1 protein-coding gene is annotated in these 25,572 nt (G+C 73.1%); it reads right to left on the bottom strand.

The features are described 5' to 3' along the window. Window positions 1–68: 68 nt before the first annotated feature. Window positions 69–25,514, bottom strand: a complete 25,446-nt coding sequence (locus ABEA81_RS15480; protein ID WP_345605780.1) for a hypothetical protein — start codon at window positions 25,512–25,514, stop codon at window positions 69–71. Between the last annotated feature and the right edge of the window lie 58 nt (window positions 25,515–25,572).

Below are 25,572 nucleotides of genomic sequence, written 5' to 3'. Positions count from 1 at the left end.
CGCATCCGACGAGCTCACACCGGGGATCGTCCTGGTAGGGCTCGACCGGCGCGGCTCCCCGCCCGGTCTCAGGTACGGGTACGGCCTGCCCGGGTGCCAGGAACAGAGGTAGGTCCGGATTCGGTCGGGGTGCACCCATCATTTTCCTCCTGTGGGCCGGTGGCCGTCCTCGACGCGCCACGAGAAGGCAGGCGGGATCGCCCCGCGCTGCCCGTTTTCGAAATCCCGGGGACCGGGGTCCCGGGGAGCTGAGTCAGCGCGGTCGGGCGCGCCGGGTGCGGATGTGTGCGCAGTGGCCGGCCCGCGGCCCGGGGGTGGCGAACGCGACCGGGCCTCGACGAGCAGAGCGAACGGCTGCCGTTCGCGAGGAGGGCCGGGGTCGGGCGCCCGTCCGGCCCGATCGTCACGGGATGGGCGCCGCGCCCCGGGGACCCGGCGTCGATGGCGGGCGCAGCCGATTGCTGTCGGGCATCGGCGCGCGACCACCGTGCTCTCAGCGCCGTGAACGCCCACACCAGGGCGGCGACGGCGAGAGCGACCTGCACTGCGGTCGCCGCCCAGTCCGGGGCCCCCTCCGCACCGAGCCCGGCCAGGCCGAGCGGAGCAGCACCTGACGAACGCCCGGCCCGCCTCCGCTCCGTCAGGTACTCCAGAACCGCTGATCGGTGCTCCCGGGTCACCGCCCGGTCGGCTGCCAGCAGCTCCATCTCCGCGGTCAACCGCTCCTGGGCGCGCAGCCTCGCGGCGGCGAGCGCCGCCGGTTCAACCTCCGGAGCCAAGCCCTCCAGCACCGGCGCGAGGATCCGCTGGAGCCGGTGCTGCCTCGCGTACTCGATTGCCGCATCCGTGTAGCGCGCGAGCTCGAATCGGTACGACCGCAGCGAGAGGCGCGCCTCCCACTTCCACACGGCCGTCGTCGTGGCCGCGAGAAGGCGCGCCTCCTCACCTGCGTCCGCGGGCAGCCCATCCAACGCCCGGAGCGCTTCGTAGCGCGCGAGCAGACCGCGCAGCGGGCCCTCGTCGTCGCGCCCTACCCAGCGGCGGAGGAGGGCCAACCAGAGGTGCTCGTTCGCAAGCCGTCCGTCGACCTGCTCCATGGCGCGTTGCCACAACGGGGTCAGCGTCCGGTCGGTCCAGTCGGAGACGTCCTCCGCGATCCGCGCGAACGCCGTGAGCGCCGCGATACTGCGCTCGTCCGGCAGCCGTGCAGCGAGCTCCGCCACCGCGGTGGTCAGCCGGCCCCAGGCGGATCGTCCGGCGTCGCGGTCGAGCGGCAGGAACCGCGTCCGGCTCAGCAGGTGGAGCACGTCGCGCGCCGCCACCTCGGCCGCATCGAGGGCCTCGTCGAGGCCCCGCCCGCGGTGGTCGTCGCCCAACGTCATCGACTCCCGGTAGGCCCCGACCGCCGCCGACCTCGTCCACGCGGAGAGCCATTCGCCGACGCGGGGCAGGAGCCGGTGCACGTCCCTGAGCTCGTCGATCGCGTACCGCAGCTCGACCGGCAACAGGTCGACGAAGCCCGTGAGCAGGGCGCGATCCCGTTCCACCAAGCGCCGTGCGACCTCGGGTACATCGCCCGGCTCCCCGTACGGCCAGCGGCCGTCCCGCAGGGCGAGCTGCCCGACCGGCCCCGTCCACGTCTCGGCATCGATCGACAGCCACCGGGCTCGGGAGCGCGCCTCGAGGAGGGCCGTGTGAGTCCTCGTGATCGCCCACAGCGAGTGCTGCGCGCGCGTGAAGACGTCGCGGTCCTCCGCCTCGAACTGCGCCCGCAACGCAACGGCGAGCCGTTCCCACGCCTGCGCCGGCGTCGCGTTCCGCCGTCTCAGGAAGCGCAGCACGGCCCACGTGCCGACGACAGCGGCGACGACCACCCCGACGACGCCGATCGGGCCGTCCAGCAAGCCGGCCGGCGCATCCGCCCACGCTTCGCCCGCAACGGGGGCCGGCTCTGCGCCGGCCCGGCCCGCCGATCCCATTGCGGCGGGAAGCACCAGCGCCGTCCCCGTCAGACCGGCGACCATCGATGCCGACCGCCCTCGCCCGAGCCGGTCGGTCCTGCGCAGCTGCGCCACGATCTCGACGAGGCGGCGCACGATCCGGCCGGTCCGCCCGCCGAGCGGGCTCGACCGGGGCTTGGCGGCCAGCACGACGCCCTCGGTGTCGAGAACGACCATCGCCTCGGCCCCGACGAAGATCCATACCGTGCCGCGCTCGTCGTCCCGGTGGACCGGCGGGACCAGCGAGAAGTCGACCGCGTCCACCAGCGCCGCCTCATCGGGCCCACGCCGGTCGACACGGCCGGCGAACCCGCCGATCGCCTGCGGCGCGACCGGTACCCGGTCGCCCCGGCCGATGACGATCGCGACGATGTGCGGTAGCGCCGGGGAGCCTCGCCGGATGTAGCTGTCGTGCGCCAGGCCGAGCCCGCCGGTGCCGCCCGAACCGGCAGGGAGGATCTCCGCGCCGACCCGCTGGGCCACCGGGCTGATGCGGTGCCACCAGCGCGGGACGAACCGGATCGGGTCGCGGGTCGTGGCCCACACGTGGTCCGCAGGCAGGTTCAGCTCGGAGACGTGAGCGGCGGTGGTGCCGGGGCTCGCCAGCAGGACGACGCGCTCCCGGATCCGGTCGCGGTGGTGGCGCTTCAGCCGCTCGCGGTCCTCGACGCTCGACCGCTCCCACAGCGCCGCGACATCTACCGGATCCACGGCCGCGAGCAGCGACCGGACCCGGCCGTCGTCGGAGGTCTGCGCCGCACCGGACCGGACCGGCGGACCGCGCGACCAGATCGCGTACGCCAGACGCGCCGCGAGGAGGACCACCACAACCGACGCGACGGCGCCGGCGAGCGGCCCCGGCACCTGCCCGACCAGACCCATCGCGTCGACCCGAGAACCTCCCGAGCCGACCACACCATCGGGCAGCACATCGGCCGAAGCCGTACCCGCCCGGCCGAGCAGCGCCGGCAGGCCGATCAACCCGCCGACGAGCCCGCCCACCGTCAGCAGCCGGCCCGGGCCATGGCCGCCGTCCTCCGCGGCCTCCTGCCGACCGAGCACTGCGGCCACCAGCCCGCGGTACCGGTCGCCTGCGCCGCGTTCCGACCCGCCGGGCCACTCGTCGAACGCCGCCAGTGCCGCGGCCGGCACCGCGTGCGGGCGGTCGAGCGCCTCCACCACGGCCTCACCTGTCCGTGTGAGCTCGAGCCGCCCGGGGGTCACCAGCCCGATCTCGCGCAGGAGCTGCGCGCGGTTCCGCAGGTTGGTGACCGGTACGCCGGTGGCGGCGGTCAGCGCGCCGAGCGTGATCCGCGGACTCTGCCGGATCGCGTCGAGGAGAAGGCGCAGCGTGTACGGCGGCGCGGCCGGCGGGCCGGGATCCCGGCGCGACCCGGCCCCGTCCCGGGCGACGGCACCGGCTGCGGTCCCACCCGGGCCGGTGCGCCGGTGTTCGGACGTCGAGCGGCGATGCGGGTCGAGCAGCCCTCGCAGCCCGTGTGGCGCACCCGGACCGCTCGACTCGACCAAGCCGCTGACCCGCTCGACGGCGAGCCCCACGCGGTCGCGGGCGGCCGGGCGCCACCGGTGGGGCCACTCGCCCAGGAGCCGCTCGAGGTCCGAGACGGCCCTCACGAGCGTCGGGTCGGCGACCCATCCCGATTCGAGGGCACGCACTGCCTCCACGGCCAGGACACCGGCCCCGGTCAACGTGAACTCCAGCAGGGAGCCCCTGGCGACCGCCACGAGGCCGAGCTCCTCGAGGCGGGCCATCCGGTCGCGCACCGTGCCCGAGTTCAGACCGGTCGAGTCGGCCAGCGCCCGCAGCGTGTGCACGGCGCGGGGTCGCAGCGTCTTCAGCAGCATCAACGGCGTGACGGCGTCGGGCATCCGAGGATTCGGCTCGGGCGCCGCGGGGTGGGGGTAGCCGGCGGCGTACAGCGGGATGAGCAGCCGCTTCACCTCGAGCCAGTGGCCCCGCCACCCGTCCTCCGGGTGGGTCGCACCGGGCCGCGCGGCATGCTCAGCCTCGTGCGTCGCCAACACGCCGTTGGTCGAGGCGTCGAGCATGCCCGCGCGGATCCGCTCGTCGAGCCAGTCCCGGACGTGCGACCACTCGACGTACCAGGCCCGGCCATGCACATCGAAGATCGTGTAGGCGACCAGCTCCCATTCCAGGCCCGCCAGCCCGGCGGCGGTGAACCGGTCCATCCACTCGGGCCACTCCAGCTGCACGCGACCGCCCGGGTACTCCTCATGGGACAGACCTCCGAGGTGGTGCTCGAGCAGGCCGACCAGCCTGCGGTGCTCGTCGGGCGAGAGCCGCCGGGTCGTGACACCGCCCCCGGGCGGGCTGCGGGTGTGGCGAACGACCCAGTTGTCGATCTTGGACATGATCAGGATCGCGAGCCATCCGGCCACGAAGAGACCGATCGCGTCACCGAGCGGGAGGGCGAGAACCCCGAAGGCGAGCAGGCTGACGTTGAGCACGATGTTCGCGGCCGCACCCATCCGCGGAGCGATCCGCCCGAGTCCGAACTCCGTGACGACGCCGAGGAAGCTGAGGTACGCGGACGAGAGGGTCAGGGTCATCGCCGGGATGACCAGCAGGCTGTTCTCGACCCAGCCGAGCTGCACGGTGAGGAACGCGTTCGCCACCGTGATCACGGGGAAGCCGACCACCTGCACCAGCCGGCGGATCCGAGGATGGCCGCCGATGTCGAACCCGGCCGCACCGGTGATTCCCGACGACATCGCGTGGAGGAGGAACACCAGTGTGGCGATCAGGTAAGAGCCGTTCAGGAGAAGCTGCAGGACGGTGTCCGCGCTCGCCAGGGCGGGCCAGTACCAGGCCAGGTTGATCAGGAACGTCACCGCCAGCGCGGCGTGCAGCGTCCGGCCGAGCATCCCGCCGTGGGGGTTGAGGCCGTGGAACGACTCGGCCTGCGCCCCGAAGGCGCTGCTCGCCTCACGCAGGAACGACCCGAACACCAGCACCCCGAGGTCGTGACGCAGCTGAGCGGTGTCCTTCGGCGCCTGTGCGAGAACCTGGAGGAAGGTGTCGACCGTCCGGTAGAACCACGGCGACCGGGCGGTGTCCGTGTCACGGCCGACCTGCCACTCCTCGAGGACGCTCCGAAGGTGCCCGAGCGGCGTGTGGATCAATGCGTTCCCGAGGAGCTGGACGTCGTTGGCAACCGGGTCGTAGTCGGCGATCCGGTCCGGGCCGACCTGGTCGAGCACCGCGTACTTGCGCATGACCACGATCAGCCTGCGCGGGAGGTCCATGACGAGCTGTCCGCGCTCCTTGATCGATTCGACCAGCACGCGAATCTGCTGGGAGTAGCCGCCCCGCTGGGTGTTCAACGCGCCGCGGGCGGCGAATGCGCCGTAGTTGGCCGCGATGCCGATCGGCAGCAGCAACCACGCGCCGACGACGACCAACCCCGTCGAGATCACGATCGCCACGCCGGTGTGCCAGAGGAGGCTCCGGCGCGACCGGCGCAGCTCCTCGTCGTCGCGGTACTGCTCGACCTGGGTCCCCTGGACCCGGGCGAGCACCCGCCCGGGCAACGTCGGGTCGGCGCCGCCCATGGCCCGGTCGGCCTCGTGGGCCGCGATCAACGCCTCCGCGGTGTACGGCCAGCCGCCGGTGTCCCGCAGGTCGAGGTCCGCGGTACCAGCGGCACGGGCCAACCCGCTGCGTTCCCGCTTCTCCACCTCCTTGCGGCGCTTGCGGTCGGCAGCGGCTGCTCGGACGTCGAGCCAGCCCGCGGCCAGCGCGTGCCCGAGCAACCGCAGGTTCACCAGCCGGCGCCCGCTGGCCACGTCCTCGTCGACCGCCTTCGCCCAGTGCATGAAGGACCGGATCTGCTCGGTGGCCCGATCGCCGCGGTCGCGCCAGTCACCCGGACCGACGACGTCGATCCCGTCCCGAGCGGCCGAATCCCGCTCGCCGGGCCGACCGATCTCCAACTCGTAGCGCTCGGCCCACTCGTCGACGTACCGGTTGCGCTTCTCGGAGAACCTGCTGCGGAAGTCGTCCCACAGTCCCGAGGTGAGCTGCTTGTACGCCCACCGCTGCACATCCCGCTGCGCGGTGAGCAGCAGTCGTTCGAGGTTGCCGTGCCGCAGGCCGTGGTACGCGTCCTCGCCGATCTCGGCGAGGACGCGGCCGTGGATCGATGCCTTCTCGTACAGGTACTGGATGTACTCGGAGATCGACTCCGGCTTCACGGCGTCCGAGCCGTTGACGATCCGATCCCCGTGTCTGCGGACGAGTTCGACGAACGCGTCCGTGATCGTCTCGCTGGCCAGCAGCCGCCGCGTCACCTCGCTCCAGGAGTCGTCGGTGTACACGTGGTCGAACCGCCGATCGCTGAAGATCCGGCCCCAGAGCCGCAGGTACTCCACCGACGCGGCCTCTTCCTCCGCGCTGGTGCCGGTGAACTTGCCCATGCCCAGATGCGCGATCACGACCTTGGCGCCGCGGTGCTCGGCGAGCAGACCCAGCAACGGCATCCCGTACCGGCCGTCCGGAACGGCCTCGCCGAACCGGCCGTCGGCCAGGATCCGGGCCAGCCCGAAATCGTTGTGCAGGACAACCAGGAAACCGATCTCCGACGAAGCCTGCAGCAGCTCGGCCAGGTGCGGGTTGTACACCGGCAGGGCCTGCTGCTCGGTGGCCGTCAGCAGATCGTTGGCCTCCCGGCTGTGGCCGGCCGCGGCCAACCCGCTGCGAACGGCGTCGACGTGGCGCAGCAGCGTCGGGAGCAACGCCAGGGCCGACGCCTCCGGCTCGGGGTGCTCGCCGAGGATCACCTCAGCCAGTCCGCCGGGCAGGCCTGCGGCGTCCAGCCGCCCGTCGCGAACGGCCGCCCTGAGCAGGCCGGCCGCGGTGAGCAGCCGTTCGGCCTGCGTCAGCCACTTGACGTTCAGGATGTGGGTGGCCTGCTCGCCGAGCATTCCCGCGACCGCTTCCTTGAACAGCGTGGTCTCCCCGACCATCACGAACAGGTCCGGGTACATGATCGCCACGGCCCGCAGGTAGCTCCTCGCTCCAGGGATGTCCGTCCGGGCCCCGACGACGCCGGTCACCGCGCGCCACCGCAGCTCCCGGGGCAGGTTGCGGATCGTGTCCAGCTGGCGGACGTCGGGGAACTTGCCCCACATCTCCAGCATCGGCACCCGGAAGACCACGCTGAGCTTGACCACGTTCGCGACCAGGTAGTACAGGACTCCGCCCAGGATCGCCCACCCCTTCGTGCGCTGTGGGATGGAGTGGAAGGTGATCGGCCCCTGCATCCCGGCCCCCACCAGCCGCTCCAGGAAGCCCTGGGTGCTGGCCCGTCGGGAGTCCGCGTAGTCCCGGGGGTGGAAATGCCCGTCCGCCACGTCGAACACGGCAGGCCGCCGCGGGCCCAGCCCGACGATCCGGCCGTCCACGACCATCACGAGCGCCAGCTCGTCGCCGGTCCGGCTGCGGAAGTCGACGGCCAGCCACTCCTGGGCGATCGTGCGGCCGTCCGGCAGCGTCAGATCGGGCGCCGGGTGCCGGAACCGCCAGAACTCCCACCACCGGTGCGTGAACCCGTCGACGCCGTCGAACCGCTCCCCGGGATCGGGTTCCCACCTGCCGACCAGCTCGGCGACCGTCTCCCAGTCCAGCCCGGCCACATCGGCCACCACCCGGTGCGGCAGCCGCGCCGCCGCGTCCCGTACGGCCGGCGCCACGACCGAGAGGTAGCCGGCCCACGCCCGGTCCTGCGCCTCGTACGCCCGGCGGACGGCCGTGTTGGAGCGGTCCAGGGCGGTCGTGTCCGCATCGGAGGCGACGCCGGTCACCATCGCGAGCAGCCCGCCGGCGTCCCGTTCCAGCTGTGCCCGCAGACCGCGGTTCTTCGCCAGTGCCGATCCCGCCGCGTCCCGCGCCGTCTCCCACTCCGACCAGGCATGCGCCTGCGCCCGGATCCCGCGGCGCAGCGCGCGCCGCGCAGGCAGCCAACGCACCAGCAGGCGCCACAGGAGCCGCACCCCGCGCGTGATCGCACGCTTGAGCCGGGGCGGCCCCCGAATCGGGTGCGCCGGGTCTGCGCCGCCCGGCTTCGCCGCATCCGCCACCCGGAACACCGCGTCCCCGGCCAGGACTCCGGGCAGAGCCCGCTCGTCAGCGGCAACCGCCGTGCCGTTCCCCAGCTGCCGCACCCCGGTGACGTCCACCCCGACGATCCGCGCCACCGCCGCTTCCGGAACCCCGCCGTCGAGCGCCGCGCGCACCGCCACGGCCACCGCGATCCGGTGCGCGTCGACGGCAGGCCCCCAGGCGGCCCCGTACGCCGCCCATTTCGCCAGGGCCCGGCCCAGGACCTCCAGCCGGTGCTGCAGCCGCTCCCGCACCAACGGCAGGTCCATGCCGACCCGCCAGCGCCGGTGCGGGTCATGACCGACGGCCGGCGGGTTGTCCGCCGGCACGGCCGGGTCCGCCACGATCGAGTCCACCCACGCCCGTGGAAGGCCCAGCTCCCGCGCGACGCGCTCCCGCAACGCGTCGCCGCGGGGCCCTCCCACCCGCGGGTCGTGGAGCAACCACGACACGGCCTCCTGCACGAGCAGCACGACCTCGGCCCACTCGTGCTCCACGTGTCCGCGGTATCCGGCCACCCGCTCCCGCAGGGCGTCCAGCGGTGCGGCCGCCGCCGTCAGATCCGCGACGAGCTGCCGCTCGGCCGTCCCACGCGCGCTCCACCGGTGCCACGGCCGCAGCCGCCGCGGGGCGCGTCCCGGCTGCACGCCCAGCACTGCCCGGACCCCGCGCGTCACCACCGCCACGTCCGCCTCGGTGCGGCCCGTCGCCCGCGCGACCACGAGATCCGGTGCACCGAGCCGGCCCACGTCCCAGATCGCGTCGCCGGCCACGTCTGCCAGCGCCGCGATCGCCTCGTTCCACTCCTGCCGGGCCATCGCGAGCAGTTCCGCTTCGAACGCGTCCCCCGGCGCCTTCTCCACCGCGGTCCGGGCGGCGCGGAGAAGCGCATCCGCGGTGAGCAGCCGATCCCACGCCTCGGCACCGGGACGGCCACGCAGCAGCTCCGCGAGCCGCTCGACCGCGACGTCCGTGCGGTCCGGCACCGGGCGGGTGCGGGCGCGATCCGAGCGGTTCCGCAGCCGCCGGCCGACCCCGCCGCTGATGCGAACGACGAGCAGCCCGGCCCCGAGCGCGAGCGCGGTGATCAGGACGGCCCGGCCAGCGGGCGGCCCGTCCGACGAGCCAGTCGCGGGTGGAGCGTGCTGCTCGGCGTCGTGAGCCTCGTGCCCCGCCTGCCGCTGCTGTTCCAGCATGCGCCGCCGCTCGATCTCCGTGCGCTGCTCGTGGCCCTCCCGTTCCTGCTCCTGCTCCTGCTCCTGCTCCTGCTCCTGGTGCCAATGCTCGGACAGCCCGGGGATGACCCACGGCTCGCCCCTGAAGATCACGTTCTGGTCGCGGCCTGCCAACCGGGCGGCGTTGTTCGGCTCGTCGGTCAACCCGGGGCCATCCCCGGGCACGCCGAACCGCGCCGCGATCCCCGACAACCCGCGGCGACCGTCGATCCCCTGGGTGCGCCACACCCCGTCCCGCAGGATCCGCGCGTCGTCCGGTATGCCCAGCACCACCGGCGCCGGCAGCGGTGAGTCGTCACCGACGGGCAGCCCACGACCGGGGTTCCCCGCACGGACCCGTTCCGGCGACGTGCCCATCCCGGCCGCCAGCTCCCGCACCGTGTCGTCCCGCAGGCCGACGACCGTCGCCCCGAACGCATGCGCCGGCTCGTTCCGGTCCGGAGCCGGAGCGGCCGCGCCGGTTCCCGGGCTGCCGGCCCCGGTGCGCACGACCGCGATCTCGTCGCGGGCCGCAGGTTCCGCTGAGAGGTCCGCGCCGAGTCCGCTCACGAGGGCGGCCGGCGCGACGAGCACCCCGCCCAACAGCGCGGCAGCCACCGCTCGCCGCCATCCGCCACCACGCGGGCGACGGGTCGCCGTCCGGAGCACGGCGGGGGAGGGCACCTCGCCCACAGCGGGCACGGCGACAGCGGCGATGTGCCGGGTGAAGGGCCGGACCGACGTCCACGGCGCGGTGGCCCTCACCGCGGCCGCCGCCAGCCGGGCACCGGCGCCGACGAACCGGCTCACGGAGATCAGCCACCCCGGCGGACCACGAGCACGGACCACGAGCACGCCGTGCACCGCGAGCGCGCTCCCCGTGAGAACCGACATGCCGAGCAGTGCCGGCCCGCTGCTCACGAGGTCGACCAGGGCACCCCAGTCCACGCCACCCGATCCACCAGCACCGGCGGCGAGACCCGGGAGCACGGCCCCGGTGGCGCCGTGGCGCCGTTCGTGCCCCGATGGCATCCGCCCGCGGATGGGGATGGGGCGACGCCCGGTCCCGGTGACCTGCGGCCGCGTGCCCGCGGGTCCCTTCGCCCGCTGGTTCACGTGGAGCACCGCCAGTGCGACGAGCCGGGCGTCGATCCCGCCGGCGGTGCCGCGGTCGTGGTGGGGCAGGGCACCGCCGGCGTGGGCGGCGAGGATGCGCAGCTCGGTCGGGGTCAGCTCCTCGGTGGTTCCGGCGCGGGCGAACGGCGTGGGCGCCGTGATGCCGGTCATCGCCGTGGCGATCCCGGCCACCCCGGCGGCCGCGAGCAGCCGTTCCGGATCGTCGGAGTGCAGCGCCTCCCGGAGGGAGGCGGCCTCGGTCGTCCTGCCGGCGGCGAGCGCGGTGACCAGCCGCTCGTGGACTGCCACGTGCAGGGCCTGCCGGAGCTGCTCGGAGGTCGGGCCGGCGCCCATGGCCCGCGCCAGCGCGGCCGCCCGACGGCGGGCGGGCTCGGTGTGCGCGTGCCGGGCGACCACGCCCTTGACCGCCGCGCGCCCGAGCGCGGTGCGGATCGCCTTGATGGCCGAGTCCCCGAGGCCGAGCGCCGCCAGGGCGGCGTCGTCCATGGCGGCCGCCTGCGTGATCGTGGTGATGCCGTTGTCGCGGAACGCGCGGTAGGCCGGTGCCCGGTGGCGCCCGTCGCCGTTGCCGGGGTTCCGGATGTGCGCGATCAGCTCCTCGATGCGGTTGTCGCCGTCCCAGCCCGCCTGCTCGGCGGGGTGCAGGCCGCCCTGGACCTCGCGCAGCCGGTTGCGCACGAACCACCACAGCTTGTCGGTGTTCCTGCCATCGTGATCGGCCAGCGCCTCGGCACGGACGTCGGCCTCGGTGAGCACCGGGCGGCCTGCCGGGCTGGCCAACCAGTCGATCGCCAGGGTGAGCAGCGCGTCCACCTGCTCTGCGCCGATCTCCAGCTCCGCCGCGATGTCCTCGGCACCGGCCCCGTGCGCCCACGCGACGAACACGTGCAGCTCCCGGGTCAGCATCATCTCCAGGGCGGACGGTTCGACCCCGCGGTCGACCCGGTGCCAGTTGCCGGCCAGCCGCTCGTCGAGCAACAGACCCCCGACCCGCACCGTTGCGGCCACTTCGTCTGGGCTCATCCCCAGCCGGTCCGCGAGCTCGACCTCCCGGGTGAGCCGGCGCAGCTGCCGGGCGAGCTCGGCTTCGGACTCCCGGGCGGTGACGTCCACGACGACATCGCCGGGCTGCATGGCGACGAGCGCGAGCAGGTGCCCGAACGGGGCGTGCACCGGGTCGACCGCGACCCGAGCACGCTGCACGGTGGCGACCGCCCGGTGCGCGGCCTGGGCCGTCCGCTCACCCATCAGCCAGGGGCGGCCGTCGGCGTGCACGGCGAGCCCCGCCTCGGCGGCGATGGCGTGCAGGATCCCGACGGCCTCGTCGTGCCTGCCGTCCAGCGCCAGCGAGTAGGCACGCCCGGCCTCCTCGAGGGTGAGCGTGGCCGGCGGCGCGGTGACCCGCTCGCGGCCGTCATCGGTGGTCGTCGGCGGTTCGAGCAGCTCCCGGTAGTGCCGCACTGCCTGGTCCAACGCGACCAGGGCGTGGACCAGTGCCACGGTCGCCGCGAACACCGGGTGCGGCGCGGTGCTGTCCTCCCACCGGGCGTCCCAGGCTTCGTCCAGGGCCGCGCGGGCGGCGGCGACCGCCGTCCGACGGGTGTCGACCTCGGATGCTGCCGACCGCAGCCGCGCTGCCGCAGCCGGGTCGGACTCCTTCGCATGCGCCGCGGTCGGCAGCGGGTTGCCGGCCGCTGCTGCGGCGTACGCGACCGACGTCGGCTTCTCCCTCCCCGTGAACATCCGCTTCAACGCGCGGGCGTGCTCGTCCTCGGCGTTGCGCACGGCCTCGTCGAAGAGGGCGTCGACCGCCGGGTCGTCGATCGGGCCGGAGTGCTCCCGGTACCTGTTCCTGAGCTTGGCGAGTTGTCGCCGGTTGGCGTGCGCGTCGAGGAACGGGTCCTCGAGGGACCTCACGGTGAAGACGAAACCCGGGTCTCCGTGCCGGCCCACGCGGGTCCTCAGTTGGTCGATGGCAGCGCGCGAGGCGTTGGTGACGCGCGCGACGAGCACGGCACCGCCAGGACCCTCGACGTCGACGTGCGTACCCCGGCCGAAGCTCGGGTCGAAGACGCTGATCACACCGTCTCGACCAGCGTTCCCGAGCACCGCCTCCTCCCAGTCCGGGAACGACGCCCCGTTGACGACGAAGGGGGTGCCGTACCGCGCGCCGCCGGCCGAGGATTCGAGGATCCCCCGCTCGACCACGAACACCGGGCGTCCGTCGGCGGTCACCCGGACCAGCACGTGGCCGGTGAAATCGGCTGCCTCGGCCTCGGAGACGAACGTGTGGGTCGATCTCTCCAGGAGCGAAGCATTCGCCCTGGGCACCTCGACCACACGCATCCCGTAGTTCGCCCGGAACACCTTCGCCGCGTAGTCCCCGGTGCCGGTGCTGCCGCTCCTGTGCTGGTAGAGGGTGTAGAACTCGCGGGCGTCGACCGACTCCACGATCGTCTGCTCGCCGCGGACGGGAAGCTTCTCCTTGGCCTCCACGAAGTGGTGGAACGCCCACCGGTGACCGAACTGGGGCCGGCGGCTGAACTTCCCGAGGATGACGACCCGCCCGTCACGGAGGATGTAGTCGACCCATCTTCGGACCCGCAGGGCGGCCAGCGCCTTCTCGATGTCGTCGGCGGTCCAGCCCTCGACCACGCCATCGAGCGCGGCGGAGACCACCCGTTCGCCGTGGGGGGTCAGCCGGAACCTGTTGCCGCGCAGGCTCCGCCGGTAGTGCTTGCGCCTGCCGGCCTCGAGCGTCCTCGCCACCTCGAGGATCTCCTGGAGTGCCTCGGCGTCGGGGGCGGGACCCGCCAGGGCCTCGGCGATGACCTTCGGGGAGACCGCCTCCTCGTACCCGAGCCGGTCGGCCTCGGTCAGGTGCAGCACCTCCCGCGACGCGGCCGGGGCGCTGCCGTCGCTCCGCTTGCGCGCGAGCTTCTCGTAGCCGTAGTGGTGCTGGAACTGGTCGTCGGTGCCGAGCGTGACACCCGGCCCCTCCGCGAGCCGGTGCGTGACGAGTGCGGCGCCGGATGGCAGCACGTCGACGTGCCCGCCCAGCCCGCCGCCCCCGAGCCTGGCCAGCACCTCGTGGGTGGCGCCGAGGAGCTCGTCGGTGGCGAACAGCATGTGCACGCGCCGGCCTTCCAGCTCGTGCACCACTCCAACGAGCGCGTCGACCAGCGTCTTGCCTTCGCTCTGGGCGAGCTGCACCACGTGGTTGCCGCTCAACGCCAGTCGCAGGGCCGCCAGCTGACTCGTCGTCAGCACGATCGGCTTCCCGTGGCTCGACTCGGTGCGGTACACCCGCTCGATGAGCAGCGGGATCAGCTGGTCACGGCCGGGCGCCGCGCGGATCTCACGAGCCAGCTTCCGGTCGCTCAGCCGGTCGAGTCCCAGCTCGGTCCGTTGCCTGATCCACTCCTTCCGGTCCCCGGCTGCCGTAGCGAGGGCGGCACCGACGAGGCGCTGATCCGCCCGCGGGAGCTCGGAGGTGTCCGGCACGGCGGCCGCCGGGTCGTCCTGAGTCCGGGCCTCCGCCAGGCGCACCTCCTGGCGCCTGCGCGACTCCGTGTACGCCGCTTCCGCCGCCTCGGCGATCGGATCCCCGGGTCCGCTGACACCGTCCACCCCCAGGGGCTGCGGTGCGCTGCTCGCGTCGCCTGCAGGCGACTGGACGGCCGCCGCGGTGTCAGAGACCGCAACCTGCCGACCGGTGCGCGCAGGTGCGGAGCCGCCACCGGGCGGGGGAAGCGCGCTCTCCCAGTTCTCGGTCCCGGTGTGCGAGACATGCCCGCCGGGGTCGGGACGTGCGCCCGCAGCCGATTCGCTGTGCGTCGGCAGGTCCGCGGCCGCCGTCGTGCCGTCGGACGTGCCCGGACCGCCGGATCCGCCGGCCACCGGGCCGGAGCCGCGTGCTCCACCGGACGCCGGCAGCCTGTCCCCCGCGGGAGCGGTGTGCTCCGGTTCCCGGCTGTCGCCTCCGCCGATCGCACCGACCGGCTTCACGCCCGTCACGTCGACGTCGCGCCCGTGCCCCGGGGATCCCCTTCGCAGCACGAGCCTCGTGTCCGCCAGCGCGGCGGCCGCCTCCTGGTTGGTCAGGAGCCCTCGCTGGTCGTAGAAGTCCATCCGCGAGCCGACCTTGTGCGCGTACAGCATGTGCGAGGTCGACCGGCCGTCCTTCCACGTCCACACCACGAACTCGGCGCCGTCCCGGGCAACGGCGAAGTCCCGGGCGAGTCGCTGCAACGACGACGGCTCAAAGCGGCCGTGGAACGCGTCCTGGACGACATCCCGTGCCTCCGTGGGATCGGTTAGCGTCGCCCGCCGCGATGCACTCAGATCGACCTTGTGCGGAGGGAACGTCCGAGCGAATGCACACACCGCTTCGACACAGCCACCCACGTACGTGCTGGGTGCGGCCAGCAGCAGCGGCCTCGTCGTCTCCGTCGGCCTCGTAGCAGGCTTTCGAACGCTTCTCGGGAATTCAGCTCCGCCGAACCGACCGACGAGCCGATTGCTCACGTGGTCGAGATCCAGGCCTTGCTCTTCGAGCAGCCGCTGCAGTTGCCCCAGGCGCCCGTTACGGAACCCACCGCTGTTCGTGTTGATGTGCGATGGCAGGCCGGGCCGTCCCGGAACGATTCCCAGCATTCCCGCGGCGGCCACGCGGCCGTTGTCCCCGAGGACGCCCCGGTGACCCACCTGGGGATCGACGACGTAGAAGTTTCCGTGCTCGTCGACGACATAGGACCAGTACCCGAGGTCGACAGGTGGCTCTTCGAGCGGCCGCCCCGTATCGGCTCGATGGAACAGACCGTCTTGCACATACACCCGTTCGGACTCCGGTGGAACCCGCGTCGAGCGCGCTGTAGCGGGATCGAGGTCCGGCACCAGCGCCAGCGGTCGCTCGCGATGCCGAGGCTCCGGCGGAACATGGCGATGGCCAAACCGTTCACCGACCGTCGGGAAGAACCCGGTGCCGAAGCCGTCGAGGTTCCCGCCGTCGATCGTCAGGATGCCCACGATGTTCTTGACCTCGGGGCTGTCCGGCGCCAGATCCCCGAACTTGTCGTAGTAGCGGACCGGCCCCGCGCCGGTCACGGCGACGAACATGTGGTCGGGGCTGCCGTCCGCCCGATGGGACCAGACGAGGTGGAACCCGTCTCGGTCGTGGTTCTGCACCTGGTCGGCGGACGTCGCCCGCGCCTGCACCCCGTACCTGCGCTCCAACTCCTCGAGCGAATCGGGGGCCTTGCGCGACGGCGAGAACATGCCGGGCGTCGGAGCCGGCGGGACCTGGCGCCCGACCTGCATCAGACGCTCGTCGGCGGCCCGGACGCAGACCTGCACGCAGTCACCCAGGTCCGGCACGAACTCGGGGCCGATCCGGATGTCCGAAACCGCCGCGTGCACCTGCCGTTCGAGCCCGAGATCCCGCCGCTCGGGAAGGTTCAGCGCATTGCGCACCCATCGCGCCGGACCGCTCGTCGGGAGCAGGTCCACCACCGAGCCGACCGGGTGGTTCGGGAACGACACCGCATCGGCGTACTGCTGGAGGTCGCGGGCCCGCCCGTCCTTCACCTTCGCAGCGTCATCCAGGTTCGCGATCCGTGCGTCCGCCGCAGCGCGGTACCTCGGGTAGCTGCCCGGCTCGGTGAAGTCGAGTTCCCTCCCGTGAATCCGGATCTTCGTCACGCCGCTCTCGACGAGCCGTCCGACCTGGGTGACCTCCGCGCGCGCGACCGTCGCGGCCCGGGCGGCCGCGCGCGCGGCGGAGGTCGCCGCCATCGCGGGGATCCGCAGGGAGAGGGAAGCGACGCCGCCGAGGACGGCGAACGGGGTGATGTCCTCCATGAAGGTGAGGATCGGGTGCTCGCGGTACCCCATCAGTCCGCTCTCGGGGTCACCGTCGACCAGCTTGGAGAAGTCCCCGGTCGTCGTGGCGGGCACCCACCGGCGGAGCATGTTCATCGTCGGTGTGACGAACAGGTTCCCGATCAACGGGTCCCGACGGGTGAACGCCTTGTCCCAGGTGTCGCCGGGGCGGGTCCGGATCCGTCCAGCGGTCGCGGCGTCGAAATGCGGGCCGCTCGGATCCATCGCCGCGCGTTGCGCTCCTGCCCAGAACTGCGCGGACTGGATCGCCCACTCTCCGACTCGAACCATGCCGAGCTGCGCGTTGCCGATGATCGTCCCGATGTCTCGTACCGCGTTGCCGACGATCTTCCCGGTGTCCGGCATGAGACCTCGAACACTGGCTGCCCGCTCGAACGCCGGAGCGATCTTCTCGTCGAACGCCTTCTCGACGCCCCTGCCCATGACCACGAGCCCGCGTTCCGCATAGTTGGGGATTGCTTCGCGGAGTTGCTCCCGATCCTCGTCGGACAGGAATCTGGTGACGCGGTCGAAATCCTCGATCTTGATGTCGCCGTTCTCGACGGCTGCCATGAAGTCGTCGAAGCGAGCGGTCTTCTGGCCCGGGGTCGCCTTCGCCGGCAGCGCGTCGACGTACATGTCCATGAAGTTCTCGAAGGAGCCGATGTTGGCTCGCTCGAACTCCGCTGGGGTCATGTAGGCGGCGTAGCGCGCTTGTTCCTCGACCGTCAGGTCCTCGAAGATCTCGCGGACCCTGTTGTCCGGGTCCGAGGCGAGCTCGCCCCCGAACGTGGGAAGCCGGAGGGCGGATGTCGCCGCCAACCGGGCATCCGGCGCACCGCTCGACGGCAGCCGCATCCCACCGACTCGGCCGATGGTGAGCGAGGAGTCCCGGACGTTCGCATAGCCACGCTCGGCCAGCGAGTGCAGGTTGTTCACCAGCCCCGTGACCTGGTTGCGCTCCTCTGGGGTCGCGGTCGGGGGCAGAGCGGCCTCGACCGCGAGGATCTTGTCCAGGTTCGCGCTCGCTGCCCTCAGGTTCTGCGCGGCTGCCGCATTCCCGCTCGCCTCGGTGATGGCGATGTCCACCGGGATCACCCGGCGCATCTGCTCGACCACGGCCGCTTGCCTCGCGCCGATCTCCGTGTTGAGCCGCCCCTCCTCGGCGACGATCTGCTGGTACTGGATCCTCAGGAGGAGCGTCTCCTGGGGGCTTGCCCCACCGCGCCGCCGCTCGGCCGCGTCGAGCTTGGCCCGGTAGTCGTCCATGAAGGCGTTGAGATCGTCGATCTCGGGTTGGAGAGCCCGCTGGTTGGAACGCGCCGACTCGAGGCCCAGCTCGGCGCTGCCGAGCTCATCGACGGCGTTCTCGGGTCGTTGGACGACGAATCCCGCCGCGTTGATGTCCTCGCTCGGAACGAGAGCCTCGAGGACTCCGGGGTCGGCCATCACGTCGGCGCGTCGATCGCCGTCCCGGGCCGCCGGGTCGTGCGGGATGTAGGGGGCGAGCGCGGCGAGCGCGCTCGCAGTCCCGAACGTGCTGTCGGCTGCCTCGTAGGCCTTCACGAGAGGACCCGCCTCGCCCGGGCTGACCTTTCCGTCGGCGAGCGCGGGGTGGGTGGCGACGGCGGCCATCCCCGGCTCGACCACGCCGGTTCCGCCCGCCGCGTCGAGCACGTAGTTCGGAGCCTTCCCGTCCTTGCCGACCTCGTTGCCGAGCGCGGTCAGGTAGTCCCCGGCGGCGTCGAACCGCGCGTTCTGGACGCCCGCTGCGTTCTTGCCACGCAGCTGGGCCTCCTGGCCGGCGAGATCCGCAGCTTGCTGAACACCCTTCGCGACGATCGCCGCCGCGTCGCGCGCGGCGGTACCGGCAGCATGCTCGAGTTGGTTGTCGGGGAGGTCGGGCCCGAACCCGATCCCGGCGCCGCGCCACACGTCATCGGCCACGTGCTCGATGTCGCGCTTGTTCTGCGCCTGCGCATCCTCGAGCGAGATGACCTGTGCGAGCTTGCCGCCCGGCGTGTTCGGGTCCAGGGACGAGTACAGGTACTTCGGCAGAGGACGCTTCCCGGTGCCCGGCCGCCTGACCGGTGCACCGCCGTCCTCCGGGAACTCGAGGACGGGAGCCGGCTTGCCCAGCTCGTCCCGGACGGTCATGTTGCTGTAGTCGTAGGCCGCGTTCGCCCGCGCCTCCGCGACGATCTCGGGGCCGGCGCCGGCAGCCCGGGAAGCCATCGCGTCGGGCCCGCCCTTTGCGATCTCATCGGGATCGCCTGCCGCGAACGCCCTGAGCCCGGCGGCCTCGGCAGCTGCCGCCTGCCCACGCGCCATCGCTTGGCTGTTCTGCATGTGCTCGTACGACCTTGCGAGCACGTTGTCCGACGCGCCGAGCGCGGTGAGCGCTTCCGGTGCCCGCACGTCCCGACTGACCTGGGGGAGCTCCTGCCTCGCTTGCTCGTCCGCGATCCACTCCCGCTTCACCAGGTCCGGCGCCCTGTTGATCACGGCGAGGTAGTTGTTCTGCAGCTGCCGTCCGGCTGCCGCGGCCAAGGTGGGGTTCGCACCATGACGGGCGGCGTTCTCCCGCCCCAAGGCCTCCGCTTCCGCAGCCAGATCCAGCGCCGATTGCATGGTCGCGTCCGCATGGGCGTTGGCGCTCGCAACGGTAGGAGCAGACCTGTCCTCGGACTGCCCGGCCGCGAACTTGTTGTCGAGCGCCTTCTCCAGGTCGTCGGCGGCGGCCTGGAGCGCGTCGAAGCGGGCCCGGTGCTGAACCGCCGCATTGAGCTCGCCCATCGCCCCGCTCTGCGCCCGGGTGACAGCGGCGGGCGCCTTGCCGTTGCGCGACACGGTCCCGGCAACGGCGTCGAAGTAGCTGGCCCGGTAGTTCTGCGCAGCGCTCTTGGCGTCCTCGCGGCTGGCCCCCGCGTCCATGGCCTGCTGGTACGCGGTGGCCGCGGTCTGATCGGCCTCCTCGGCCATCCGCTGCCCGGCCTTCTCCGCGTGGTCGTAGGCCCTCTTGACGTGGTTGTCGGTCGCGCCCGTGCTCAGGACACGGTCCCCGGCCTGCATGTCGCGGCCGGTCTGTTCGGCCTTGCGCTGGGTCTCCGGGTCGAGCACGGCCTCCTCGAACACGTTCGCCGCCGCGATCCTCCAGCCGGCCGGAGCGAGCATCGTGAAGACGGGATCGGACATGCTCTGGCGGAAGTTCGAGCAGTCGCCGAGGCACTGGACGTCGTTGCCGTTGCGGTAGAGGCCGCAGCCCTCTCCCGACGATCCCGAACAGTCACCGAAGCGGCGGGCGTTCCAGATTCCGCCGTCCTGTTCGTACGTCTGCTGTTGGGTCCAGGTGATGTCGAACTCGACGTGGGCGGAGTAGGACTTCGTGCAGCGGGCCTCGTTCGAGCAGGCGACGCCGGCGGTGGCGTAGCCGTCATCGACGTCGACCTGCGCGAACACCCACCCACCGCCGGAGCCGGAACTGCCGCTGCCGGCGTCGCCGGCGGCTGCGCGTGCCCACGATCCCGACGGGTGCGACATGTGGGCGGACACGGTCATCGACCAGCTGTGGCTGCAGCTGGAGCCTTCCGTACCCGTGCACGACGCACCGGCCAGGGCGTACCCCACGCTGGCCGCGACCTGGCTGGAGCCCGCGCACTGCCCGTTCGCCGCTGCCGTGCAGTCGGAGCGGGCGGCGGCACTGCTCTGCCCGCCGGGGAACTCAGCCCGTGCCTCACCGGCGGTGTGGGTCTGGCAGCTGGTGCCGTCGCAGCTCGCGGTGGCCTCGGCGAGGTCCTTCCCGACCGAGCCGCCGGTGGCGGCCGTGCAGCCGCCGGCGGCCGCGCAGGTCGCGGTGGCCGTGGCACGGACCTGCGGTCCGCCGATCGCGGTCGTGCCGGACGAGGCCCGCGTCGCGCAGCCGGTGTCGCTGCCGTCGTCACAGGCGACCGCGACCATGGCGCTGGTCGTGGCCTCGGCGACGGACGCCGACACGGTGGTCGCGACACTGATCTGCGCCTGGCACACGGTGGTGCCGCCGCAGTGGGTCTCGCCGTTCGCCGTGCTGGTGCTGTGCTGACCCGGCGCTTCCGCGTCCACGGACGCGCTGCCGGTCACCGCACCTGTGCAGCCCGCATCGGGGCAGACGATGCTGGAGCTGCTACGCCCACTGCCGGAGATCCCTGGGATCTGCGCGCCGTCCTGGGCGGCCTCGCCGGAGTCGCGCCCGGTCGAGGTGCCGGCGTCGCTCGCCGCCACGCATCCCGAGGCATTGGCGGTGCAGGTGGCGGTCGTTGTCGACGCACCCGGTACCCCGGCGGTGGCGCCGGTTGTGCCGGCCGTGCAGCCAGAGCCGGCGCACTGCGCGGTCCCGGACGACTCCGCAACCGTGGCCGGGGCCCCGGTCACCGGCCTCGTCGCCAGCTCAGCAGCCTGGGTTGCGACCTCACGCGCCTGCTGCGCAGCCTTAGCCGCGTCGGTGGCTGCCTTCTTCTGTTCTGGGGTGGCGCCGGGGCGCGCGGCGATGTGCGCGGCCTCTGCGGCGTCCTGCTCCGCCACCCCGGCCTGTGCGGCCAGCTGCTCGGCGGCGGCGTTGTTCTGTTCGGCGACGATGTCGGCCACGACCTGGCCGCTCGCCGCGGTGGAGCTGGTCTGCGCCCGGCAGCCGGACTGGCCGCTGGTGCAGGCGGAGCTGGTGGTGGACCCGCCCTCCGGTGGCCCGCGGGCCCCGTTCGCGCCGTCCGCGGCGGCCGGGCCGGCGCTGCCGGCGGCCGAGGTGCGCGCCGTGCCGGAGCAGGCGGTGCCGGCCCCGCAGTCCAGCGTCGCGCTCGCCATCGTCCAGCTCGAGGCGCCCGGCACCGTCGGGGCGCCGGAGTTCGCGCTCGAGCCGGGAGCGGTCGGCGCCGGCGGGGTCGAGGGCTGGTCCTGCGCCGGGGCCCCGTCCTGCGGCTGCTCCGCAGGGGCCTGGTCGCCGGTGGTGCCCGAGGAGACGGTCGCGTTCGCCGTCGACCGCTCCGCAACCAGTGGCGCGATCGCGTTCGCGTCCGGGCCGGATGACGCGGCGGAGTTCGTCACCGCCTGGCAGACCCCGCCGGTCACGCCCTCGCACGACCCCTCGCTGTGCGAGCCGCGCGGATCCGGCGATGCCACCGGGTCGGTGGCCGTGGCCGCGCTCGTCACCGTCCCCGTGCAGGCGTCCTCCCCTGCGCAGGTCATCGCTGCACCCGCCGCCGACGCCGCGGACGGGCCGGCCGGCAATCGGGTCGCGTTCACCTGCTGCGCGTCACCGCCCAGCGCCAGCGCCGCACCAGGGCCGGTCGACGCGCTCGAGACCGAACGCACCTCGCAGCCGCCCGTCGCACCCGTGCAGGAGGCGCTGCCCTCGGACGTGCGCGGCGTGCCGTTCGCCACCGCGCCGTCCCACGCCGCGGTGCTCGTGCGCACCGAGCCCGAGCACGCCGTGCCGGCGTCGCACACCAGGCTCGCGTTCGACGACGAGGTGGACGACGGTCCGGCCGTCGGCTGCCCCGCCACCGGCAGCCCGGTCGCCGGGTCGGTCACCACGAAGTCGGGGGCGCTGGACGCGGCGGAGCTGGTCTCGCCGGAGCACCCGCCGCCGGTCACGGTGCACTCCGCAGCGGCGGACGTGCCGCGGGCGTGCGGGGTCACGCCGGTGTCCTGGGCACTCGTCGAGGACGCCGACGTCCCGCCGCACCCTCCGGTGCCGCCGCTGCACTCCACGGCCGCGCTCGCGTTCGACACGCTCACGGGCCCGGAGATCGCAGCAGGCCCGCCGCCCTCCGCAGGCTCCCGATCGGCGACCGCCGTGTCGGTCCCGCCCGAACAGGTTCCGCCGGCGCCGTGCACGGTGCAGGACGATCCGGCGGAGCTGCTGCGCACCCCGGCGACGTCACCCGAGGCGGCGCCGGAGGTCGTGCTCCACCCGCGGCCCGCGCAGGTCTCCGCGGCGCAGTCGACCTGTGCCCCGGCCTCGCTGGCCGCGCTCAGCTCCCGGCCGGCGGAGGGGACCATCCGGCCGGGAGCCTCGCGCCACCGCTGCGGACGAGGGGAAGCGCCCGCAGCAGCGTCGCTCACGCGGGAGGTCGAGTCCGTCGCGCACGCACCGGCGGTGGCCGCGCAGGTCGACGCCGCGCTGGTCTCCCGCACCGGTGCCGGCCCGCCCGCGACGGCGGGCGCCCCCGTCACCTTCCCGGCGGTCTTCGCGCCGGCCTCACCCGAGCAACCGGCGGCACCGCAGTCCACGCTCGCCGTGGCCGTGCTCGACGCGGCCAGGTCCGCAGGCTCCACCGAGGCGCGGCCGTCGAGCCGTGTCTCGCCGGCGGCCTCACACCCTCCACCCCGGGCGACGCAGCTGGCCGCGGCGTTGCTCTGCCGCGCCGGGCCGGTCTGCGACTCAGAGTCCCTGCCGCTCGTGACGGCCGTTCCCCGGCCGGTGCACCCGTCCGCGCAGTCGACCTCGACCGCCGCGTCCGCCGCCTCGCCGGCCTCGCTGCGCGCCGCGCAGTCACCGCCGGAGACGCTGCAACCCGCCTTGCTGCTGGTGGCGTCGGTGGCGGTGCCGGTGTCACCGGTGGTGCTGGCGGTGCCGGAGCACCCGTCCTCGCAGTCGACCTCCGCGGTGGCGGCGACCGACTCGTCGAGGTCGACGGAGCTCGACGTGCGGCAGCTGCCCGTGCACACGGCCGCGCCGCCGCCCTCGGCCCGGCCGCCGTCGTCCTGGGCCGTGCCGGCCTTGCGCACATCGGGCTTCCCGGCGCCGGAGCCGCTGCTGCGGCTGTCGCACGATCCACCCGCGCTCTCGCACGATCCCTCGGACCCGTCCCGGTCCGCGCGGGTACTCAGCCCGCAATCCCCGGTGCACCTCGCCGACGCACTCGTCGCTCTCCCGTCCGAGCCGCGGCTGGACGCACTGCTCCCACACCCGGAGTCGTCGCACGACGCCTCGGCCTTCGAACCGCCCGACTCCGACGACGCCCCGCACCCGGACGACACGCCGGACAGGCACAACCGCCGTTCCGAGTCCCGCTCCCCGTCCGCGGACTCGCTCACCGAACCGCACGCGGTGAACGCACCGTCCGAGTCACACCCGGCGGCCGAACCCTCGCCGTCCAGGTCGTCCTCGGACACCGTCCGCACCTCGCGGTCGGTGGCCTCCATCAACTCATCGGTGGCCTCGTAGACCTCGTCACGCCGATCCTCGTAGTCGGCGACGTTCTCCTCGTGCGTGTCCCGGTCCACCGCACCGGACGCGACCTGCGCCTCCTCGGCCGCGAGCTCCTTCTCCCGCTCGCTGAGCTCGTGGTGGCCGTCGACGACCTCGTCGACCAGCTCGGCGTCGTCCTCCGACACCTCGGCGCGGTTCTCCGCAGCCCGCTCCTCCAGCTCCGCGTGCTCCGCGGCCTTCTCGGCGTAGTCGGCCTGCGACGCCTCACCGGCGGAGACCTTCTTCTTCTCCTGCTCGAGCTCTTCCTTGCTGTTGTCGACCTCGATCCGGTCCTCGAGCACCTGCTCGACCCGCTCGGCCGAGTCGTCCTCGTCGTCGTCCCGCTCGTCGTCGTCACCGTCGTCATCGGACTTCCGGGCCGAGTCCTCGCCCGGAGGACCCCGCTCGCTGAACAAGGAGAGCTGCTGCTGCTCCGACTCCGAGCCCGCCGCGCAGGCCTCGCCGCCGTCACACAGCTGCTCATCGTCGTCGGAGGCGTCCGTCGCCCCTCCGAGCTGCTTGGCCGCGCCCTCGTCCGATGCGCCCTCGTCCGAGTCGAGCTTCTTCGCCGCGGTCTCGACGATGCGCTCGACATCCTCGTCGGACATGTCGTCCTCGTCCGCCGCCGACCGCAGGGCGTCCCGCACGAGGTCCCGAGCCCCCTGACTCGTGTCCTCGCGATCGCGATCGTCCTCGGAGCCGGTCGAGCCGCGCTTCCGATCGTCGCCGTCGAGCGCCGCGCGCACCACCTTCTCGGCCAGGTCCCGGTCGTCGTTCTGATCGACGTCACCATCGGTGGGCGACCGCAGGGCATCGAGCGACTCCCCGTCCTCGGCCTGCTGATCGTCCTGCTCGTCGTCCGGGACCTTCGCGCGCGGGCTCACACCGTCCTCGTCGTGACCGTCGGCATCCTGCTCGTCGGCGTCGTCCGGACGGTCGGTGTCGTCGGCCTGTTCACGTGCCTTCCCGGCCGCATCACCGTCAGCGGTGACCGCCCGAGCGGGACGGGAGCCGCCGTCCCCGTCCTGGTCACGGTCCGTCCTCGCGGACTCGTCGTGGCCCTTCTCCCGGGCGGTCGAGCCGGCAACGCCTGCGGCAGGTTCCTCGGAGTCAGCGTCGGAGTCGGCAGCCTTGGCGTCATCGGGCTTGCGGTCGGCGTTCTCGTCCCCACCGTCGTTCCGATCGCGGTCAGCATCGGTGCGCTCGCCCTGATCCCGATCGTCGCGCTCGGCGTTCTCGTCGGAATCGCCCTGCTGCCGTTGCGCCTTCTTCTCGGCCTTCTCGGCATCGGGCGCCCGATCGTCGCCGGAGTCGCCGTCCTCGGCCGCGGCCTTCTCGCGGTGGGTCTCCTTGGCGGAAGTCTTCTTCCCGGAGTCCGCCTTCTCGGCCTTCCGGTCGGAACCCTTCTCGACGGACTTCCTGTCGGAGTCCTTCTCGTCCGAGTCGTCGCCGGACTTCTTCTCCGGCTTCTTCTTGTCGTCGCCCGAATCCTTCTTCTCCGACTTCTCGTCGTCGGAGTCCTTCTTGTCGGACTTCTTCTCGTCGGAGTCGTTCTCGGACTTCTTCTCGGACTTCTTCTTCTCCGACTTCTTCTCGGACTTCTTCTCGGACTTCTTCTCGGACTTCTTCTCGGACTTGTCGTCGTCGCCGCCGTCATCGGAGGACTTCGAGTCCCCGTCGGACGAGTCCGATCCGCCCGAGCCGGAATCGGAGTCGCCGTCGCCGCCACCACTTGCGGGCCTGATGACACCCCCCTTCATCAGGCCCTGTTGCGCAGCCACGACCGGAACGGCGACCGCCGCAGCCGCCGGAGCGGCGGCGAGGAACGCCGTCCCCAACCACAGCACCACGACGGCACCGGCCAACCCGAGCGTCCACCGCAGTGCTCCCAGGACCCGGTCCCGCAGTGAGAGTCGCAACCGGACCGAGGCACCAGCGCACGCGGGGAGGCGCGAGGCCTCACCGTCGTGAGCGAAG

This window comes from Pseudonocardia adelaidensis (genome assembly GCF_039543345.1).
In the GTDB taxonomy this organism is placed as follows: Bacteria; Actinomycetota; Actinomycetes; order Mycobacteriales; family Pseudonocardiaceae; genus Pseudonocardia; species Pseudonocardia adelaidensis.
Note: the sequence above shows the minus strand (reverse complement) of the source record. Positions and strands in the feature narration are given on the sequence as shown.